19 protein-coding genes and 1 other RNA gene are annotated in these 21210 nt (G+C 35.1%); 11 read left to right on the top strand and 9 right to left on the bottom strand.

Going from position 1 to position 21210, the window contains the following annotated elements; translation table 11 throughout:
* Nucleotides 1-15: 15 nt before the first annotated feature.
* The 3 genes from recN to A3Q34_RS04740 all read left to right on the top strand — a co-directional run bounded on the left by recN (nucleotide 16) and on the right by A3Q34_RS04740 (nucleotide 3633).
* Complete coding sequence (recN, locus tag A3Q34_RS04730) at nucleotides 16-1704, top strand: DNA repair protein RecN (RefSeq protein ID WP_070374310.1); 1689 nt, start codon at nucleotides 16-18, stop codon at nucleotides 1702-1704.
* A gap of 134 nt (nucleotides 1705-1838) precedes the next feature.
* Nucleotides 1839-2186, top strand: coding sequence for an outer membrane protein assembly factor BamE (locus A3Q34_RS04735; protein WP_070374311.1), 348 nt, complete (start codon nucleotides 1839-1841; stop codon nucleotides 2184-2186).
* A gap of 124 nt (nucleotides 2187-2310) precedes the next feature.
* The gene (locus tag A3Q34_RS04740) at nucleotides 2311-3633 is read left to right on the top strand and encodes an IS4 family transposase (RefSeq protein ID WP_070374312.1); all 1323 of its coding nucleotides are present in this window, start codon (nucleotides 2311-2313) and stop codon (nucleotides 3631-3633) included.
* A 50-nt stretch (nucleotides 3634-3683) separates the two neighbouring features.
* Here the strand turns inward: A3Q34_RS04740 and A3Q34_RS04745 are convergent, their stop codons facing one another.
* Together A3Q34_RS04745 and A3Q34_RS04750 are read right to left on the bottom strand one after the other, a co-directional pair.
* On the bottom strand, nucleotides 3684-4064 hold the full coding sequence (locus A3Q34_RS04745) for an RnfH family protein (RefSeq protein WP_070374313.1): 381 nt from the start codon (nucleotides 4062-4064) through the stop codon (nucleotides 3684-3686).
* Nucleotides 4057-4497, bottom strand: a complete 441-nt coding sequence (locus tag A3Q34_RS04750; protein WP_070374314.1) for an SRPBCC family protein — start codon at nucleotides 4495-4497, stop codon at nucleotides 4057-4059. Before A3Q34_RS04750 ends, A3Q34_RS04745 begins: the two co-directional genes overlap by 8 nt.
* A gap of 150 nt (nucleotides 4498-4647) precedes the next feature.
* On the opposite strand from A3Q34_RS04750, the gene smpB reads away from it, so the two are divergent.
* Together smpB and ssrA are read left to right on the top strand one after the other, a co-directional pair.
* Nucleotides 4648-5130, top strand: coding sequence for an SsrA-binding protein SmpB (gene smpB / locus A3Q34_RS04755; protein WP_070377008.1), 483 nt, complete (start codon nucleotides 4648-4650; stop codon nucleotides 5128-5130).
* Nucleotides 5131-5224: 94 nt separating this feature from the next.
* Nucleotides 5225-5574: a transfer-messenger RNA gene (gene ssrA / locus A3Q34_RS04760) on the top strand.
* 530 nt (nucleotides 5575-6104) lie between these two features.
* Here the strand turns inward: ssrA and folE are convergent.
* The 3 genes from folE to A3Q34_RS04775 are packed head-to-tail and all read right to left on the bottom strand — an operon-like array spanning nucleotide 6105 to nucleotide 7854.
* Nucleotides 6105-6653 carry a GTP cyclohydrolase I FolE gene (folE, locus tag A3Q34_RS04765; RefSeq protein WP_070374315.1) on the bottom strand — a complete coding sequence of 183 codons (549 nt, stop codon included), beginning with the start codon at nucleotides 6651-6653 and terminating at the stop codon, nucleotides 6105-6107.
* 20 nt (nucleotides 6654-6673) lie between these two features.
* On the bottom strand, nucleotides 6674-7648 hold the full coding sequence (locus A3Q34_RS04770; RefSeq protein ID WP_070374316.1) for a hypothetical protein: 975 nt from the start codon (nucleotides 7646-7648) through the stop codon (nucleotides 6674-6676).
* Nucleotides 7649-7662: 14 nt separating this feature from the next.
* Nucleotides 7663-7854, bottom strand: a complete 192-nt coding sequence (locus A3Q34_RS04775) for a hypothetical protein (RefSeq protein WP_070374317.1) — start codon at nucleotides 7852-7854, stop codon at nucleotides 7663-7665.
* Between the two features lie 147 nt (nucleotides 7855-8001).
* Here A3Q34_RS04775 and queD point away from each other — a divergent pair, with 147 nt between their 5' ends.
* From queD to A3Q34_RS04805, 6 genes are all read left to right on the top strand, one after another.
* Nucleotides 8002-8364 (top strand): 6-carboxytetrahydropterin synthase QueD, encoded by a 363-nt coding sequence (gene queD / locus A3Q34_RS04780; protein WP_070374318.1) that lies wholly within the window; start codon nucleotides 8002-8004, stop codon nucleotides 8362-8364.
* 81 nt (nucleotides 8365-8445) lie between these two features.
* Entirely contained in the window at nucleotides 8446-9279 is an 834-nt protein-coding gene (locus tag A3Q34_RS04785) for a hypothetical protein (RefSeq protein ID WP_070374319.1), read from the top strand.
* A 72-nt stretch (nucleotides 9280-9351) separates the two neighbouring features.
* Nucleotides 9352-10764, top strand: coding sequence for a tRNA-guanine transglycosylase DpdA (gene dpdA / locus A3Q34_RS04790; protein ID WP_070374320.1), 1413 nt, complete (start codon nucleotides 9352-9354; stop codon nucleotides 10762-10764).
* Entirely contained in the window at nucleotides 10764-11963 is a 1200-nt protein-coding gene (locus tag A3Q34_RS04795; protein ID WP_070374321.1) for a DGQHR domain-containing protein, read from the top strand. Before dpdA ends, A3Q34_RS04795 begins: the two co-directional genes overlap by 1 nt.
* A gap of 20 nt (nucleotides 11964-11983) precedes the next feature.
* Complete coding sequence (gene queC / locus A3Q34_RS04800) at nucleotides 11984-12643, top strand: 7-cyano-7-deazaguanine synthase QueC (RefSeq protein ID WP_070374322.1); 660 nt, start codon at nucleotides 11984-11986, stop codon at nucleotides 12641-12643.
* A 387-nt stretch (nucleotides 12644-13030) separates the two neighbouring features.
* Nucleotides 13031-13621 carry a hypothetical protein gene (locus A3Q34_RS04805; protein ID WP_157470814.1) on the top strand — a complete coding sequence of 197 codons (591 nt, stop codon included), beginning with the start codon at nucleotides 13031-13033 and terminating at the stop codon, nucleotides 13619-13621.
* Nucleotides 13622-13663: 42 nt separating this feature from the next.
* Here A3Q34_RS04805 and A3Q34_RS20370 read toward each other — a convergent pair whose 3' ends face one another.
* The 4 genes from A3Q34_RS20370 to dpdJ form a co-directional block, all read right to left on the bottom strand.
* Nucleotides 13664-13888 (bottom strand): hypothetical protein, encoded by a 225-nt coding sequence (locus tag A3Q34_RS20370; protein ID WP_157470817.1) that lies wholly within the window; start codon nucleotides 13886-13888, stop codon nucleotides 13664-13666.
* A 106-nt stretch (nucleotides 13889-13994) separates the two neighbouring features.
* Nucleotides 13995-16193, bottom strand: coding sequence for a protein DpdD (dpdD, locus tag A3Q34_RS19985; RefSeq protein ID WP_083277897.1), 2199 nt, complete (start codon nucleotides 16191-16193; stop codon nucleotides 13995-13997).
* On the bottom strand, nucleotides 16180-16782 hold the full coding sequence (gene dpdK / locus A3Q34_RS04815; protein WP_070374324.1) for a phospholipase D-like domain-containing protein DpdK: 603 nt from the start codon (nucleotides 16780-16782) through the stop codon (nucleotides 16180-16182). Before dpdK ends, dpdD begins: the two co-directional genes overlap by 14 nt.
* A complete protein-coding gene (gene dpdJ, locus A3Q34_RS04820; RefSeq protein WP_070374325.1) occupies nucleotides 16779-21206 on the bottom strand; it encodes a protein DpdJ in 4428 nt (1475 codons plus the stop codon). The genes dpdK and dpdJ overlap by 4 nt, the downstream gene beginning before the upstream one ends.
* Nucleotides 21207-21210: the final 4 nt, after the last annotated feature.

Below are 21210 nucleotides of genomic sequence, written 5' to 3' on the forward strand. Positions count from 1 at the left end.
GTCAATTGGTTTCTCATGCTTTTACATCTTAACATTCAAAACTTCGCCATTGTGCGCTCCCTAGATATAGATTGGCGCAAAGGTATGACAACCATCACCGGAGAAACAGGTGCGGGTAAATCAATAGCTATTGATGCCTTAGGTTTATGTTTAGGCGATAGAGCGCTCACTAATGTTGTAAGACCAAATACTAAAAAAGCAGAGTTAGCCGCAACCTTTGATATAAACAAAAACATTTCCGCACAAAAATGGCTTAAAAAAAATGGCCTATCCCTAACAGACGAACACGATGCTGAGTTAGATTGTGAATGTATTTTACGCCGAGTAATATCAGCTGAAGGACGCTCAAAGGCTTACATTAACGGTAGCCAAGTTCCGCTTGCCCAACTTAAAGATATCGCACAATTTTTAATAAGTATTCATGGCCAACACGATCACCAACTCATTGTTAAGCCGGCTCAACAGCGTAAAATACTTGATGAGTATGCCGATCATCAGCACTTATTAGACGACGTTCAATATTACTATCAGCAATGGCGAAATCTCAATACAGAACTAAAACAGTTACAAGAAAGTAAAGAGCAACGCGAAGCAAAACTGCAGTTATTACAATACCAAGTGACCGAGCTAGACGAATTTTCACTACAAACGGGTGAGTTTCAAATTCTAGAAAGTGATTACAAACGTCATAGTAACGGTCAGTCATTATTGACCGGCACTTTGAAAGCATTGCAAACTTTATCTGAAAACGAAAATCACAATATTTCAGACAGCCTAAGAAACAACTGCGAACAGTTGAATGATTTAGTTCATATGGATCCTAAGTTAGCAAATATTGCTAACACCTTGAGCGAAGCACTTATTCTTGTAGAAGATGCTAATGATGAATTAAAGCACTACTACGATAAGCTTGAACTCGATCCAGAAGCTTATCAAATGATTGAAGACCGCTACTCGCTCGCCATTCAACTTGCTAAGAAACATCAAGTGGCACCCGAGCATTTGCCAACGTTACACTTAGAGATAAAACAAGCCTTACATGTCATAAATTCAGACGGTTCAAGACTAGATACAGCATACGTAGACATTGAAAAGGCTAAAGTACATTACCTACAATCTGCTCAGGCGTTATCAACATCAAGAGTAAAGTCGGCTAAAAAACTCAGTAAAAAAATCACGCTGAGCATGAAAGAGCTCAATATGAACAACGGCATATTTGACGTATCAGTACAGCAAGTTAATGTTGAAGCTTTATCGCCGTTTGGCCTTGATGAAATAAACTTTCTCATTAGCCTTAACCCAGGGCAAAAATTAGAAGCGATGAACAAAGTTGCTTCTGGTGGCGAATTATCACGCATTAGTTTAGCCATGCAGGTTATTTTGGCGGACAAGGTGATCACACCGACCTTAATATTTGATGAAGTTGATGTCGGTATTAGTGGCCCAACAGCGGCAATGGTCGGTAGCAAGCTACAAGAATTAGCACAAAACACCCAAGTTATCTGTGTAACACATCTACCACAGGTCGCTTGCAAAGGTCATCAACAGTTATTTGTCAGTAAATTAACCGATGGCGAGTTTACAGAAACAAAAGTAACGGAACTAAGTGCTAATGGCAGAGTCCAAGAAATTGCTCGCTTATTAGCGGGGAATAAAATAACGGATAACAGCTTGGCTAATGCTCAAGAGTTACTTGCCGGTTAATAAATTAATTTTAGCGTTGAGTAAATAACCTGAGTTGAGGCACAAAGGTGCAAAATAAATTGAAAATAGTTTTGTATCTCTTCGCGGGCTTAGTTATCATCCCCATTCGAACTTATTAGGATAAATGAAAAAACATGTTATTTCGCATTTTAGCCATTACTATTGCCCTATCTCTTTCTGCCTGCTCAAGCTGGGTCTATCGTTTTGACATTCCTCAGGGAAACTTTTTAGAACAAAAAGATATCGACAAGCTTCAAATTGGCATGACTAAAGAACAAGTAAAATTTGTACTTGGTAGCCCTGTTGTTAACGATGCCTTTGGCAATGATACATTGCACTATGTTTACTTATTAAAATCAGGTCGAAGTGAAGAGTTTAACGTTAAGAAGAAATTTATCCTCTATTTTGATAATGAATTATTAGCCAGCGCAGAAGGTGACTTTGTCTTAGGTGACAACTTTTACGTTCCTATGGTTAACTAATAAATATTTTAGTCCCATAAAAAAACGGCCTTAATAGCTAATGCCGATCAGTTAAGCAATTTATAGCTTGATTAATTTGCTAATGAGATCAAAATCCAGTGATTGATATCACTGGATTTTTTTTATGCAACTTTCTACCGCGCTTTCTTTAGTTAATTCAAATAACGTCACCGAGTTCCAAAACTTAGCAGAAATTTTGTCTCCAGAAATTATTAGTGCGGGACTAAAAGAACACGGAATATCTACCATTCGAAAGCGTAAGCTGCCTATGGAAAATATGGTGTGGGCTGTCATTGGCATGGCATTGTTTCGCAAGTTTCCAATGCGTCAAATGCTTAATCAGTTGGATATTATTTTACCCAGCGGTATCCCCTATGTTGCATCTAGTGCGGTCACGCAAGCGAGAAAAAAACTCGGTAGCAAAGTTATAGAAACAGTCTTTCAACAAACGCAACAACAATGGAACCATGATGCTAATCATGGTCAGTGGTGTGGTTTAAACCTTTTAGGTGTCGATGGTGTTGTGTGGCGAGTGCCCGATACCGATGAAAATAATGAAGAGTTTGCCAAAACAGGGACGCAACATGGCAAAGCCAGTTACCCTCAAGTACGTATGGTGTGTCAGATGGAATTAACGAGCCATTTATTGACTAACAGTGTCTTTGATAGTGTTGAAGTTAACGAGATGAATCTTGCGTTAGGGTTAATTGATAAAACACCTGATAATAGTTTAACGCTGTTCGACCGTGGATTTTATTCATTAGGCTTGTTACATCGCTGGCAAAGTACAGGTAACACAAGGCATTGGTTAATGCCACTCAAAAAAAATACACAATATGAAGTTATCAATAGTTTTGGAAGACAAGATAAATTAATCCAATTAACCACAACACCTCAGTCACGAAAAAAGTTTCCAGAATTACCTAAAACGATGCAAGCACGGCTCATCACCAAAAAAGTGAAAGGAAAAGACCTTCAAATACTCACTTCGATGACAGATCCTATGCGCTTTCCATCCGCTGATATTGTTGATTTATATGCCCACCGATGGGAAATTGAGTTGGGATTTAGGGAAATGAAACAGTCGCTATTGGACAATCGATTCACATTACGAAGTAATCAACCAGAGCTTATTAGGCAAGAGCTTTGGGGGATATTATTGGCTTATAATTTAATCCGTTATCAAATGGTATTAATGGCTAAATCGCTAGACGGTGTCCACCCCAATCAACTGAGTTTTAATGGCGCTTCAATGCATATTATTCACGAATTAACCCAGTTGTCATTCTGCACGCCAGGTAACATTCCCAAATACACAATGAATATTACAAAGTCGGCTAAGCAATTCGTTTTACCCGGTAGGCGAGAACGGCAATATCCGAGAATGTTGAAATGTTCAAAGAATAGGTACCCTGTTAAAAGTAAAAATGCCGTTCACCTTAAGTGAACGGCATTAGCCTTAATAGCCGTTTTTTTTACTTTAAATTTTGCGAATTTTTAGCTGGCTTTATTTCGACGCGGGTCTACACGACCACCGGTAACTTTATCGGCACGTCCTTCATCTTTTGCTTTTTCAGCTCGGCGCTTTCTAACCTCTTTTGGGTCAGCAATTAAAGGTCGATATATTTCAATACGGTCTAAATCTCGTAAAGTATCCGTTAACTTAGCGGCTCGATTCCAAATACCGACATTATTTACGGTTAAGTCTATTTCTTCAAAAACAGATAAAATGCCTGAAGCAATAATACCTTGCTCTAACAAGGTGCCTTCATCGACTAAAAGCGTTAATAACTCTTGTCTATCGGGTAGTCCATAAACAACTTCTATTTGTATTTTGCGTTGAGCAAGTTCTTGCTCTATCTCTATGCTATCAACCATTAGAATGATAAACCTCTTTAGCTCTTTGTGTAAAAGCTTGTACCATATTATTGGTCAAACTTGTAAAAACACGGCCAAATGCCAAATCGAATACTTTACTCGAAAACTCATACTCTAAATGCAAACTAATCTTACAAGCTTCTTCAGATAATTCAGTTAGTTGCCAGTAACCCGTTAACTTTTTAAAAGGACCGTCAACTAAATCGAGTTGTACTTTATTATTACCAATCAAGGTATTCTTGGTGGTAAACCATTTTTTTAGAACCCCCTTCGAAACCATCAAAGCAGCGGTAACTTCATTACCTTGCTGAGAAATTATCTTACTGTCACCACAATTGGGAATAAATTGAGGATAAGCAACAATATCATTAATTAATTGATACATTTGGTCAACGCTATACATCACTAAAGCGCTGCGACTAATTACGGGCATTTATTTTCCTCAACTTTAAAGGGTAATGATAACAAAGCCGTGAGCAAAAGGCATTAAAGAGAAAAATTGAAATTAATCATTCAAATATCAATAATTCTCCGTATAATGTTTGCGATTGCTATTTTTGATGGCAAACAAAATGGAAATATAATGGCACAGAAAAAAAAATCAAACAGCAATACTATTGCGTTAAACAAAAAAGCTCGTCATAACTATTCTTTAACTGATAAGTTTGAAGGTGGGATGAGCCTGCAGGGTTGGGAAATTAAAAGTATCCGTAGCGGAAAAGTTAATATTTCTGATTGTTATGTACACGTAAAAAACGGTGAAGCTTATTTATTGGGTGCTGAAATAATGCCGCTCAATGCTGCTTCTAGTCACGTAGTATGCGAACCTAATCGTGACCGCAAGTTACTGTTGAATCGACGCGAATTAGAGAAAATAACCGCTGCTGTAGAGCGTGATGGTTATTCATTAATTGCCACGGCGATGTATTGGAAAGCAAATTGGGTCAAACTCGAATTTTATTTGGGTAAAGGTAAGAAAGACCATGATAAGCGTTCTGATATCAAAGACAGAGAATGGGCTGTTGATAAAGGCCGATTAATGAAAAATAAGAATTTAGATCGATAACAAGTTAACAATTAACACGTTGTTTATTTAAAAGAAGCGCTGTACAATGCGCTTTATAGACTGAATAAGTTTATAATTAAGATGAAAAAACTTTGGGGCGGATCTAGGATTCGACAAGATTCATGAAACCCGAGGTGCATGCCCAGGGGCGGTTTGCCTGGTAAAAAGCCGCAAAACTATAATTGCAAACGACGATACGTTCGCACTAGCCGCTTAGGCTAGCCATCGCCTCAAAAATTCTCCTATTGTTTAGAGGATCGATGGTCACCCCAAATAGGATAGCGAGGGAAGCACGCTTAAGGCTGAACCGCGAAATAGTATTAAGCTCACCATGACGAAGCCTGTCGATTGGCGTCTAATTGGTTAAACAAATAATCGACTAAGCATGTAGTACCAAGGATGTAGGCTTTTTGGACGGGGGTTCGATTCCCCCCCGCTCCACCACATATAGAACGACAGAAGACTAACTAAATCATAGTGTTACGACTACTTACAGACCGTAAAACGACTGCAAATAGATTAAAAAGAACACTTTTAGGACACTCGCCAATAAATACGTGGCTTGTAGAAAGATTTTAGTTAGTTTTCTGTAGTTATTTCTATACTGTTTTTTATCATTAGAACACTCCTAGAACACTTAAAACTCTCTTAATTCATCTTAAAATCATTTTATTATGAGTGTAGTATTCGACTCTATTCTTTAGTTTTAAATATCAAGCTTAATAATATTATCAAACAAGTAAATCAGTATCATTGAACATATTTACTTCAATAAAATATTTTGCTCTCGTTTTAAAATGTTAATTAATGCAGTTCCTACTTTCATCCAATACGTCATAGCTATATAACATGGCAATTAATGACAGGTAAAGTAAGTATGGAAATACTTACCAAACAATGTGGTACTTGTGTTTGATAATTACCTTTGGATAAATCTATACTCTTGAAAAGTTGGTTGATTTATTTAAAATGAATCATGATTTAACTAACGACAACATCTCTTGTCTCGCAGAGGCATCTTCTCTCATTTCCCCTAACATTACTGATGTTGTCATTGACGAGTTTTGCTTCTGTACGCCGCGCATCATCATACATAAATGCTGTGCTTCAATAATGACACCTACACCAATAGACCCTGTTATTTCCTGTATAGATAAAGCTATTTCTCTAGCTAAGTTTTCTTGAATTTGTAATCGCCTGGCATACATGTCAACGATCCGAGCAAATTTTGACAAACCTAAAACTTTACCACTTGGGATATATGCAATGTGACATTTACCTATAAAAGGAAGCATATGGTGTTCACACATCGAATATAATTCGATGTTTTTTACCACTACCATTTCATCAGCATCAGATTCAAATAAAGCACCGTTTACGACTTCATCAATATTTTGATTATACCCTTGAGTTAAAAACTTCATAGCTTTTGCTGCGCGCTTAGGCGTATCTACTAGGCCATCTCTATTAATATCTTCGCCAATTTTCTCAAGAATCTCTCGATAGTTATTTTCTATAGTCACTTATTTATTCCTAGTTCAAATTAATTGTTAAATTGAGATTCAACATACTTCCAAAGAGTAATATTTGGATCTTTTGTTTCTCTCCACACAGGGGAAGACAACCGTTTATCCATATAGATTTCTAAAGCATTAAACATTTGAAAAACTTTTTTATCACCTTCAAAAGAGAAAAACTCAAAAAAATTATCTTCCAACATATCTAGGGTTTCAAAATCAATAACCCCATTATTCAATGCCCATTGGATAGATGCAGCGGGGATAGTGTTCTTTCTAATACTAACAGGCATTATTGAATCAATACTTATGTTTAATTCTAATGCATCACGTTTCTTATTCCTTAATACAAGTTCTTCTTTTTCTCTAAAAGACTCAACTAAATCTTCAAAGGCCTGTTCTCTTTGATTTTCAGACTCATTAGGAACTAACCTACAAAATTTTACAGCTTCAATTGCTCTATCATTACCATATAAAGTGAGCACTCTTTTCAAAAAATTTTTATTCAAAAAGAAGGTTTTACTTAAATAATTTAACATCCCAGTAAAGTTGCTAAATTCAAGGCCATCAAATTCAAATATTTCTTCAGGCAATACTTCTCTAACCGGTATACCGTCAATACATAGATCCCACGCTTTAAAGTTGACTCTTTCTTTAGCAATAAGAAACATTTCCCAACCGCTTTTTTTGAAACCTTCAAACGCATTACCAGTAAAGTCTGATTCATTTAACTCTTTTTCTGTCCAATTTGAACCTATTGACAACTCTTTACTGCTGCGAATAATAATTTTATCTTTAATAGTTTGCTTTAGTTCTTCTAAAGAAGTCGCTAAGGGATGACATCCGTATGACTTGCATTCATCGCAAATAGGTATAGCAATTATATCTAGTCCGCCCTTTATTTCTGGGTCTTTGATTTCTACATTTGTGTGAGAGTTTTCCCCACAGAACCAACATTTGAAGCGGCAATCAAACGGTGTATCAATTTCAAGTACATCCATGCTTAACTAATCCTTTAAATCAAGTTCATATATTCTTCAATTTTTTGTTCTGAAACTATATTAATCATTTCGCGAATACTGTTATGTTCAATTTCAATTCCAAGTGCTTCTTTTGCAATATTAATAGCTTCTTCTTTACAACCATGATGATCACTTTGCAAAGTCAAAATAAGTTTAACCAATAATTTTTTCTGTTCAATTTCCATGATGTCCCCCCACTGAATTAATTTCAATTTCGATATTGTTGACACTATAACAATCCATCGGAATTTAACAATCAATAGTAGTGGCTGGAGACTTAATTCTAGTGTACAATGCTGTTTTTATTAACAGTGACCTGAACTAGAAAAACTATGCATACAGCCATATATAAGGACTTTACGTTCGAAGCAGCACATAAATTACCTAATGTTCCAAATGGACATAAATGTGGGAGACTTCATGGACACTCATATAGAGTGAGAATTCATTTAGAAGGAACTGTAAATAAAGATTCCGGTTGGTTCATAGACTTTTCTGATGTAAAAACAATTTTCAAACCTATTTATAACCAGTTAGATCATAATTACCTAAATGACATCGAAGGGTTAGAAAACCCTACAGCCGAAGTTATTTCAAAATGGATATGGGAACAATTAAAACCAATATTACCAGAGCTCTCTGCCATTGAACTAATGGAAACATGTACATGTGGTGTCGTTTACAAAGGTAACTAATTTTTGAAGATCCATTTAATTACAAACTGCACAAACCTTAAGAAGAGTAATATTCAGGGTAAAGTGCAGGTAAAAGACCTTATGAAAGGTAACTCTCAAACCATAATAAACTCTTGGTGGGAGCAACTTAAAAATGCTGAACAAAAGGTTTCGGCTGATGAAGTATACGCAGGTGACCATTGGAAAGTTGCTACGAGTATGATAACTCCTAATTTAGATTTGTGGGTTCTATCAGCAGGTTATGGCTTAATTCACAGTTCATCAAAAATTGGTTCTTATGACGCTACCTTTTCAAATGGAAGTGAAAACTCAATTAACAAAACAGGGTTAACAAATAACGAATGGTGGAAAGCTTTACACCAGATAAGAAGTAGCGAAAGATTTAAATGCCACTCGCTTCATTCATTGGTTTCAACTCATACTGATGACGTTTTTATTATTGCGGCTTCTCCTGATTATGTAAGAGTGATACAAGACGAACTAAAACAATTAGTTTCAGAAAAAAAATTAACAAATAAAAACTTCTTTATTGTTTCAAGTATTAATAACATTAACAAAACACTCACCCCATATCTTTTAGAGTCAAAAGCGGATTTCTGTAGCACGCTAAAAGGCGGTAGAGTTTCCTTAAATATTAGGCTAGCTAAATATTTATTAGAAGACTTTAAAGTTAATATATTCGATAGTAAAAGTGTAACGAACAAATACAATTTTCTTAAAAAAAATGCAATAAAGTTGTCCGCTATAAAGCGTAAGAACATTTCAGATGAAGAGGTTCGTAGTTTCATTAGAAAAGAATTAAATAGTGCTCAAGTAGCTAAGATATCCGCTACCATGTTGATAAAAAAATTAAGAAATGAAAACTTAGCTTGCGAACAAAAAAGATTTACTCGACTACTCAAAGAGTTATCTTAATGTGGTTATTTAGTAAGAAAACCTTAATAAATAACCCGCAATATCCAACAACAAAGAATATATAGGTTTAATGTGACAATTTTTAATTATTACTTTCCAGACAACTTAGATTTTGTCGACCCTAAATTTAATGGTATTACCAACGAAAAAACTAAATATCATCGAAAGTATGATGATGACGCCTACCCTCATGAAATATTAAAGGAATTGCCTTACAACGGCATGCTTGTTTCGTTAGCGGGTGTTGGCACAATGCAAAAGAAAGGGAAGTACTACACTCAAGAGCTCACTGAAGATTTCTATTATTATGGTGCTAAGAAATTTTTAAGACTAAACCAAGAAAAATTTTCAAATGTATTGCTTATGGGGGATTGTGGCGCATTTGATTATGTAAATGAACCTGAGCCACCGTTTACAATTGATGAGTTAATTGAATTCTATGACCGTGGAGGATTCGATTGCGGTATATCACTCGATCACATCGTATTCCCGTATGCCAAGGATGATGAAGCATTAAAAGCTATGGATTATGCTGACATAAGAGAAGCTGAACGCAGAATAAAAATAACTCTAGATAATGCCGTTCTATTTTTAGAACGTTCTAAGATTCTTAATACTTCTAAAGGTAAGTCTTTCATTCCTTATGGCGTAGCTCATGGTTTTAGCAAAGAGTCTTTTATTAGTTCGGTGAAAAAGTTAGAAGAGATCGGATACACTCATATTACAATCGGCGGTATGATCAAATCAAAAACGCCTGACTTATTAGATTTATTAGAAACCCTCTCTTCTATTAAAAAGAAAGAGACGCAGTTTCACTTACTGGGAATCTGTAGATTTGAGAATATACCTGCATACGCAAAATATGGTGTAACTAGCGCAGATAGTACTTCCCCATTAATGCAAGGCATTAAAGCTGGAAAATACTTCGAATTTAATGATGATGCCCATGAGCTTATTCAATCATTATCAATAAGAATCCGTCAATGTGATCATGATAATGTTCAGAAGTTAATTGATAAACATCGCCATGAAATTCGAAGCCTAGTAGTTAAAATGCTAAACAATAATGAAATTGATATCGACCTTTCCAACAATGCACTATCTACAAATGAATGTGTAAAAAGGCTTGAAACTGATTGTATTAAAAAATTAAAACAATATGACGCAACCGGCGAACACTTTAACGCTACATTTAAGGCTCTAATGGCTTATGAAAAAGTAACTACGGCCGACCATTTAGCAGAAATAACGCCAGTTAAACAAGCTATTCTAAACAAAGACAAGTTAAGAGTTAAAAAGTTTTTGTTAGAAAGGCCCTGGAAAACTTGTACATGCGGAGTTTGTGAAAGTGGAATAATGAACATCATTTTTCGTTCTAACCAAACTAACCGTCGTAGAGGTATACATAACTTAGCTATGGTGACAAAACATAAAGATAAAGTTATTGATGACATGAAAAGTACGATGATTAAGGCTAATAAATAATGAAACCAGTCATTTTAAAAATCCAAGTAATTAAAAAAATTGTTAATAACGTCACTGTATTTTCTGGTTGGGTAGAAGGCAAAAAAGTAAGAGATATCGCTAAAATCGTCCATATAACAAGGGAAGGTAAATATATCCATGGATATCAAAGAAGCGAACTACCAAAACATATTGAGTCTATAAAAGATTACGTAGAATCTCCTAAGTCTACTATTTTGGCAAATCTCGTTATTGGCTTTAATAAATCAGTTACCTTTACTCCTTTAGAAGGTCAAACTGAGTTTGGACATTTAGAAGTTCCATACTTCCCTGAATCTCCATCACAAGAGTTACCAGGATCAATTGTAGATGGTCAACAACGTTCAGGGGGAGTTAAAAATAGTTGTCATGAAAGTTATCCTTTGCCTGTTTCTATTTTCATTTCTGAAGATGAAAATGACTATATTCAGCAATTTCTGATTCTTAATCTCGGCAAGCCATTAACATCCGTTCAGTTAAATGCTTTAGCACTTAATGATGACATTTATAAGCCACCGGCATTAGCTATAAAGGCCTTTCCACTATCTATTTCAGAGGAACTAGGGTTTGGGGATAATAAAAATGGAACGCCTCCTTTAAAGGGACTTATCAAATCGAATGGCAACCCTTTAGGAAAAATTGCTGAATCATCAATTACTGAGTTTGTCTCTAACGTCGAAAGAATGATCTTGAAGTCTATTAACGTAAGAGTCCATCAAGACTTAACGAAAGAGTCAAAGCAGTTGTTTGCTCAAATAATTAATCACTTTTGGATAGCGGTTACAATAGTGTTCGAAACTGAATGGAAAAAGACCTCTAAAAGCATGAAAGATACTTATATCATTCATGGCACAAGCATATTTGGTTTCTCATTTCTATGTCGCCACATGATAAGAGTATTTCTCGAAGACAAACCTTTGAACGCAGTAAACATTCCCACTATTGAATTTTTTACTCAAGAGTTAAAGCTTATATCTAATAAATGCCATTTCAGTAAAACATCATGGAATTTGGGACTTATAAGAAGTGATGAAGAAGGTGGTGATGATATAAAGTTTTCTCGAAGGTGGCATGATTTTCAAAATACAACCTCAGAAAAGCAACTATTTGCCGGAAACTTATTAAAAATTTATGAAGTAGCTAAAGAATTTAAGAAAGATTACGATGTTTACTTTAGCTAATTAGGAAGGGAATTTAAGAAATGAAAAAGCTTGTTGTTATATATTCTGGAGGCATGGACTCTTTTACGGCTTTAAACAAAGCAGTAAAAGAAGGCTTTGATGTATATGCTCTATCTTTCAATTATGGTCAAAAGCATAATAAAGAACTCATTTACGCACAAAATGTGTGTAAAGAACTTAATGTTCCACATAAAATTTTAGATATCAAATCTATCTCAACATTATTCACCAGTTCGTCACTAGTTTCTGACGATATTAATGTCCCTGATGGCCATTATGAAGCTGAAAATATGAAATCGACGGTTGTCCCAAACCGTAACATGATTCTCATCTCATTGGCCATTGGTTACGCCGTGGATATTGAGGCTGAAGGTGTTTGGTATGGCGCTCACTCTGGTGATCATTTAATTTATCCTGATTGCAGACCTGAGTTTGTGAAAGTAATGGACCAAGCTTCCAAAGTAGCTAACTTTGAACCGGTCTATGTTCATGCTCCTTATTTAGATACTGATAAGATAGGTATTCTTAAAGATGGCCTATCGATGGGATTAGATTATTATCAAACATGGACCTGTTATAAAGGGCAGGAAAAGGCATGTGGTAAATGTGGTTCTTGTGTAGAGAGGTTAGAAGCTTTTGAAAAAAATAATTGTAACGATCCTATTACTTATACAAACTAATAATATAATGATAACAGAGTTATGGTCTAATTCTGTTATCACAAATCTATTCCCCCCTTTACTAGCTTTGTTCTTTTTCTATAAATTATTTTTATGCTTGTTCTTGAAAAATTTTTCACTGATAAATTCTAATTTATTACCCATATTAATACAAAGAACTGCGCCGTTAAGACCCTTAGTTCAAAATTTTCAAAAGTTTTGTTTGCTTGTTTGTGCTTTGTTAATTAATCAGGAGAATTCGGTGATTAAAATACTTAAATTGGACCATAAATATACACTTCACTGCTTAATAATATGAGCTTATATAAACAAATAACGAGAAAGTTTGATGTGGTAACACCACTTATTTGAAAATGATAAAAATTTTATTATATTCATGAAAGTTCAATGGTAACATTAGCTTACCAAAAAAATATAGGAAAAGAATACATGAGTGAATTTAGATTCATCGCAGAAAGTATTTTACAAAAAATGCATGAACTTACCGAAGGGTTTGAGGGTGAGCGTGAAAACTTTATAAAGGATAGAAATAATCATTGGGACATTGAGAAGAACAGAAATCAAGATGGAGTGGATTGGCGTTGGAAACAACACATCCAACAAAAGAAAAATAACAATGTATCTATTAATGAATTAGGAGATTGGCTCCTGGATCAGCACCATCATCAGATAAATTTTTATCCATCAAATTCGAATGGGTCGTGTTGTGACTTAGCTGTATTTTTGTCTATGACTTCCAAAAAATATAAAAAAACAAAAGATCCTCGGAATAATTTAAATTGTATTCTTGACGCTTTATCCAAACATATGCAGGGTGATTGTGCTGGAATGACTAATAAATGCGTTATAATTACTGATAACTGGGACGCTGATGTCTGGGACAATTATAAATCGAGGATTAAACAGGTTATGAATAACGCGTATGTTGAAATCTATATGATCTCAGACCCATATATATCTGAAATAGAACTTAGCTAAATACCAACAAATATGATGACGTGTTTAAAGCTTGAATCTCTATCACGTGGCGCATCTAAATAGACTTGACCATCTTCTGCTCTGATAGTAATTATTTTGCTGAGATTGTTCGTGGCGAGAGTAACCAAGGTGTTCGTCTAGTTTGGCATTAAGCGCTGTTTCAACCGTTATCTTGGTTAATATTTTACGAAAATTAGTTAAGTCTGCTTCTGTCTTTGATTGATTTAGTCGCTTGCTTACCAAACGCTTCAAGTGCTTTCTATTCATAATCTGCCTATCCTTAACCCTACATGGATATTAATAATAGGCAGTTATACAGATTTTGTTACTAAGCGCTTACAAGTAACTATATTTTTAAAATAATAGTTTAACCTCAACTTTTATTTAAGTAATCTAAAAGTGACCTCATAATAGAAGAACTACCTTTTCCATCACAATATATAATATCTTTATTAATTGCCTTAACAGCATAATATGATTGGTGCGCAGCACTCTTATTACAGAAAATAAAGTAATCTGCGGTTGAAGCAAGGTTCTTCAATTTGTCTGTGGCGACTTTATCATGGTTAAGCTTAACAACAACTCCAGGAAACAAGCTCTGTAATATTTCACCTGCTCGTTGTCCTGCCTTCTCCGTAAGTGTGGATATACCGATTAACTTGTCTTTTAAAGATACTTTTACTTCTTCATTAGAGGAATCATCCTTATTCATTAAATGATCAAAAGACTTATCTTCTGGTGCTATGTGTTTATCTAGCCATGTAAGAACTGTTTGTAGTTCAAAATCAATATCAGACCAATGAGTTATCGAATATTGGCATATGCCATTCCAAAGTGGATATCTCACTACTTCCGGTGACTTTATTGCATAATCAAACAACATTTCGCTAAATTCAATAATGATAGGTAGTGATTTTCTACTTATTTCTACCTTAACTATAACCTCAAAGGCTTCTATTGCTGAGGAGTACTGTTCTATAGAGTGGGGTGTATTGAGTAAGCCTTGAATTAAGTCTCTCATCAAGCCAATAGTTATGTATGAAGTTTCATCATCCATTGCAATTAACTCAATAAGTCCTAACCAAAAAGCGCCAGTGGTTTCTATCTTATTATCATCTAGCCAACTTAGTAAGTGCGGTGCAACATTTCGAATACTCTCTGTATCAGCAGAGTTTGATATTTTCTCAGTAATGAAATTGATGTCAAATTCACACGGCTTCCATTCACTTATTAAATCAAAATTAATAAGCTCTCCACTAGAATAGTACTTAAACCAGTCATTCCAAGAGTTAATGACTGAGCCTTTAGACTTTTCGACTGTTGTATCAAAAATTTCACTTTCTTCAATAATTACAGGATCACTGTTGCTACCATATATAAAATCTTCTAATAAACTCCATAACTTCCTAAAAGGAGCCGATGCTTTTGTTTTTTGACGAATTTCAAAAGGGAGCTCTTCTAACCAACTGAATATCTCACTAGCTTCAGAGGGCATACATACTTTTGAATAATCCAGAACTTGAGTAACCACATCAAGACTTATAGGGGAATCAAATAAAGCTTGAAGTCCTGAAGACTCTATTGATAAAGCATTACGAGCTTCAATAAAGGATTCAATTTTTCCAAATAACTCACTCACCCACTCTTCTGTAATAAAGCTAGGTGAAAATGAAATGATATCGTTTTTATCGATCCCTATACTAATAGCCAAAGCAGACCAAGCTTCCCAGTCCTCTTTATATTTATCTTCTTCTTTCAGTCTAGGTTTAGATAGTAAAAATGACTCGTAATCGACTAAACTAGACTTTAAACCAACCCAGTCTACATTGGATAAATCTGTTAAATCTAAATTATTTACATGCATCAATGCACGAACTAATAAGTGGTAGATTCTCGTGGGGATTATACCAGCTAAATAATCAGGTAAATTCTTATGTTCAAGTATTTCATGCCATGAAGCGTTGATAGCCAAGGATTGAAGTTCAAGACCCACTAAATTCCTATGACTTAACTTACCTGAGCCTTTAGCTTCGTTATAAAAAACTAATGCACTTTCTCCGTCACTTTCACGACTCGCTAAAAAGAAATCACGTAATATACGCCCTATTGGACGCAACCTTACACTGGGAAAGTTAGGCTTTGCTTCAAACCGTGCAGAAACCTCATTTAACGTTGTAACTACATAGCTTGTATCTTGCTTAAAACTGTCAGTAATAACTTGAGAGAACTTAATTACGCCGTGCGATTGATTCTGCAATAATGACTGTTCAAACTTAAGTTCAGGTGACTTTATTATTTCATAAGATGATGTATGTGAAGATCCTAATCCGTAATATAAGCAGTTTTTCAACTCATTTAATGATTTTGTGTCTGGACACATACCATAGAAGTACAATTGACCATTTACATAAGCCGGTAAAAAGAATGGAGTTTTAGATTCCAAATTGCGTATAGACTTTAATAATAATAAATTTATAGAGTCAGAGATTTCTTCAACCGGTTTCTCTAATTCGATTTCATTCTCGGCAGTAAAAAAGTCTACAAACCAAGATGGATAGTTAGAAAAAGTCATGTCCATCATCCTCATATTCTTCAATTTCAATAACTGGATTTTCTATCGCTTTTGTTTTTTGTTGATAGTTTTTAAAATAAAGATTACTGAAATCAATCCTAGTGGTTGAAATCTGATGAGTATCACCTGAAATAGTGACTAACTCATCATTTCTATTTGCTCCTGAGAAAGTAAAGTTCATTGAACCATCAAAAAAACACGACTCTGTAACTAACCCTTTAATATGCACTTTATCTGATATTTCAAACCTAAATCCGTCTTCATTGACAAGCTTGTTTTTCAATAGGCTAAGTGCCGAATCATTTGTTTTAGTCTCATTAACTACAAGGTTGAGTTTACAACCATTCAGCACAGCTGTTTCTAATAACTCTATAAAGGTAACCATTCTATTACCCCAACTCGCATTAAGGTAACTCCAATTTCCAGAGCGATTATCGAGTATCTCAAAATCAGTAAACCAGGCTGTTACTAACCATATTTCTTGCGGTGATAATATCAGCCCTGCAAAAGTACTTCCTAAAACCTCTTTTAAATGTCGCTTACCTAATGGCGTGTTTGTTAATATTTTACGATAATTGGAATTAATCATTGAATAGCCTCCGCCAGCTCGACAAATAATATTATTTCACCTAATTGTCTATCAACTCTATTAACCCTAATGTGGAAAAACATACCTAGTTGATCTATCTGAATTGTATTTATTTTTAATATAATTTGATTTAATTTAGATAAGTGTTCAGGTGAAATTACAAGCTTAATTATCCCTTTACGACTAATTCTTTGTTGTAATTCTCCCTCCCAGCTATTTCCATAATTCATTGTTTCACTATTACCAGATATCATTTGTTCGACAATTAGCCTTTCTGTTCTATTGTTTCCACTTATGAAGCGATTATAAAACTGTGTACTGGACTGACGTATAACATTGCCTCTAGGCCATAACTGCCCAATGACCTTATCTTTAAGTTTGTTTATAGTTACATTCGTATCCGATGTGATTTCTTTAGCTATTAGAAAAGATGCTATGTTTAAAGGTATCTCTACTTTTAACTCTTTTTCAATTTCTCGCCATCTGTCCATCCAGTTCTTTAAATCTCTATCTGTTTCTTTAGAACTGCCGGCTTTTAATACTCGAGTATGAAGAATGCTATTGAAGCTATGAGATAAAATGACTCCCATCTTTCTTAAGTTTTCATTAATAGCCACATTTGCTTTAACTCGTGCACTAAATTTTTGTGAGTCTCTATGGGACTTAAAAGATGATTCTAAACTTTCGTCACACTCTAATTTTGATAATAATTGATGAATATCAAAATCAACCTGCTCATAATCACCTGCCTGAAAACACCTAGAAAAATGATTTAGAATATTGAGAGGATCACTACTGTATACGTTCTCAAACCTATTAATTATACCTACTCCACCTGATTCATTCTCAGTTAACCAAATAGTTAAATCATCACCCACCCATACCGGATCTACATTTAAATCATTATCACCAACATCTGGTAATACCGTACTTACCAATTGATTAATGCCTCCAGAGAGCGTATTTGACATTAATATTCTCAACCATGAAAGATACGAATCACCTGACAATTCAGTATATAAAGGGGTTAATAAGTTACTAATTTCACCAATAATTAAATCGTTCGATAAAAGGGAAATCAACTCACTTTGTAACGCCTGCTCTTCATCTTCGTCCTCACTTAATACATTCAATTGAAATAATTCTAGAGGGATAGTATTTAGTAACTCTCGTCCTTCTTTTGAACTCAAAAACGTAACAGACTCTTGAATAGAAAAGTTTTTTTGCGTTGAAATGAATATCACTGTGGTGGTAACACACTCAAATACCCAATTTGCTTGAAATGTATTGTTAAAAATAGAAGAATTTACAAAGCAATCTTGAACAAAAGAAAAGCGTAAAGAAGACTCAACGTTTTCATTTGTCCCTAAACTAAGTAACTGCTCATCTGAGAATGTAAAGTTCCACCTCATTCCATCGACAAAGAGAATAGTCCCAATACCAACTGATTCACCTTGTTCTTGCCAATTAAATTTAATATTAGATGCTTCTTTAGTCTTAAATTTAATCTGAGCATTAGATCCCGTTGTATACCTTGTAACCTCAACTGGTTGCATATGTTTGTGCTCAAAAAAACAAACATTACTTAAATGACGTTTCCAGTCACAATTAGCAGGAAGTGACAGTTGATGCTTGTCTTCATCAATTTCAAATATGCTCTCCCAGTTCAAAAAAGCATTACTTGTTTCTGTAACATTCTTTAGTTCAAGTCGTTTCGTTAGTATTTGCCTTGGTTGATAGATTTTCATCTGAGTACCAGGCTTATAAATTATTTCTTTAATAAAGTCTCTATTTAGTCCAAAAGCATCTTCAACTTCGAAGCCTATTTCACCATCAACTATTACCTCTGGCTCAAAACCTTCAGGGACTAGCCAATCAGTTTCATAACGGTTATTTAATGTAAATCGTTTCGAAATTCTTCCCGGAGCATATTCTTTTAATCCCTGAAAGAACCCCATACTTTGCCATTCCTGAGTTCTCTCCTCTTTACTCCCCCTAAGTAAGGAGATATCAAGTGATGGGAGGATTAGTTCACTAAATAATGTAGCAGGTATAAACTCAGGCATAGGTGAACCTTTACTTTGAACACCTAACCACTCTTGCCCATTTACAGACCAATTAGTTCGTAGCTTTTGTAATAAGCTGGGTAAGAAGTCCATTAATAAAGAGCGCGGAGGTTGCCAACAAAGCTTTTCAACTTCCTGACTATTAATCCCAAGAGATGAAGTCAAATAGGCTGTTAATGAATTCTTCTTACTTGAACCATCTAACAAGGCATTGATAGCTTTCTCTAATTTATAAAGGTATTTTTTATTATTTGAATATTGGTTGGGATTCCTTAGGTAATACCAAATACTTCCTTTACCAACCTCTCTACCTAACCACTCCAAAGTGGCCAAACTTGCTTGCATCTTTTGTATATGGTTATTTCCGACAGGTAGTTTGTTCACTTTAATTTCTGGATCTACCAAATTTTCATATCTATGAAAAGCTACTCTGTCACGCCCATAATCAGAAAGGACTGTAATCATCCAAGGTCTCATACCTCGAGATCGCCCTGCACGCCCTTTACGTTGAAGATATGATGCTACGCCCCTTGGTGCTTTGTGTTGAATAACAGCTCCAACTTTTGCATCGTTGTAACCAACTTCTAAGGAGGCTGTTGCGACAATAATTTCAGCCGTTTCACTTACCCCTGAATCTTGGCTTGAAGTTCGACCTACTTCCGCACGATCTTCTTCGTCTGTACTATGTCCGATATATTCACAGTTCGACCAATCTTGACCAAGCAGTTGAATTTGTTCTTTATTCGTCTGATAGTTAGGATGCTTTTCGCTTCTGAGAAATGCTAACGGCTCAGCTTCAGGAGTAAGTTTTTTAAATGCGTGACTCCACCCCTCTGCATCTGCAATCATCTCAAAGAGTCGATTGTTAACATCTAAGTCATCTGTAAAAACAAATGTTTTGGTTCCAAAAGTGCCTTTTGATGCAGGCTCTTTATTACTATTACTATCTAACATACGTCGAGTTAGCATAGTTGTTTGAATTGTTGTTGAAAGAAGTGCTGATTGAGATACAGGATCGCCTCGCAAAGCCAATAGATATTCAGCACCTTCTTCTATTATTTCTGAGGGTAGAGGCTCAATTAACTCAACATTATGCTTTGCTGTTCCTGTTAAACTGCCAAAAAAACCAGCTGCGTCACTAAGGGTTGCTGATAGTCCAACAAAGTGGGGTTTATTGTCTGAACGCTTCATCCACCGTTTAAGTAAATAGGACGTTTGGGCACCTGTTGTGCCTTCATATGTATGAACTTCATCAAGTAGAACTAGTGGGATTGGCTTGTTAGTATCAACGCCGAAAAGATGATTATATTTACTGTTTGCTAGATGTTGGTTTAACATCTCAGTAGTTGTAAAAAGAATATCTGGTTCTGAAGATTGTCGAGTTAGTGCAACCTCATCATCATTAATTTTATGCCCACAGCGACTACAAGTCAGTATTTCTTTCTTTAATTTTACATCTTCTTCTAACCACTTTAAATTTCCAGAGCATTTGCACTTTAATAAATCAAAATCAATGGCATTAAACTTAAGCTTATCATTTAAATAATCACCATCTAATGTGTCTCCAAAAAAAGTACCTATTTTAATTTTTCGTTTATTATTGGTTAACAAGTAATCATCTAATAGTCTTGCTTGTTTAAACGTTTCATTATACTGGTCTTTAAGTAATTCTTTTCGAGGATAGATTGCTAATATTTGAACTCGATTACTTTGATCACTGCAAATATTTTGTGATAGTTGTGTCAAAGCTGGTAAGTAAAAGGAAAGAGTTTTACCACTACCAGTTCCTGAACACACAATAGTGCCCGAAGGTTGATTAGGCCTTGAAGTAGACATGTGCGTTGAGTACTTATCTAATACTCTTTCTGTAGCCCTTACTTGAAAGCCTGAAAGGTTGAATGATTTACTACCTCCACCTAACAATGAGAGCAATACCTTACTGTGCTCATTTGACAGATTCAATTTTTCTTTTAGTTGGCTAATAGCCATTGAAGACGGCACGTTTCTGTTAGGATATTGGCGTGGTCGACGAATAAAACGAAAGTCGGAGACTAAAGTTTTGGCGCTTCTTAAATCTTGGCCATGAAACCACTGCCTCAAATTGCTATACAGATATATTGCTTCAGCCATTCGAGAGCGATAACAGTCAAAAATATAAGAAGACTTTACTTCAACAATTAGGCTTTGCTCACATAACTCTTCAAAAATCTCTTCCCAATCAGATGGTGTTCGTAACTTTATGAGTTCTATAATCTCACTCTTATTAAAATAAAAACTCGTATCACCCCATGTTAATAATTTAATTTCTTTCTCTTCAATTAAATCAAGACATGATAAAAGTAGGCTTTGTTCAATCATAATT

The organism is Colwellia sp. PAMC 20917, from assembly GCF_001767295.1.
Lineage (GTDB): Bacteria > Pseudomonadota > Gammaproteobacteria > Enterobacterales > Alteromonadaceae > Colwellia_A.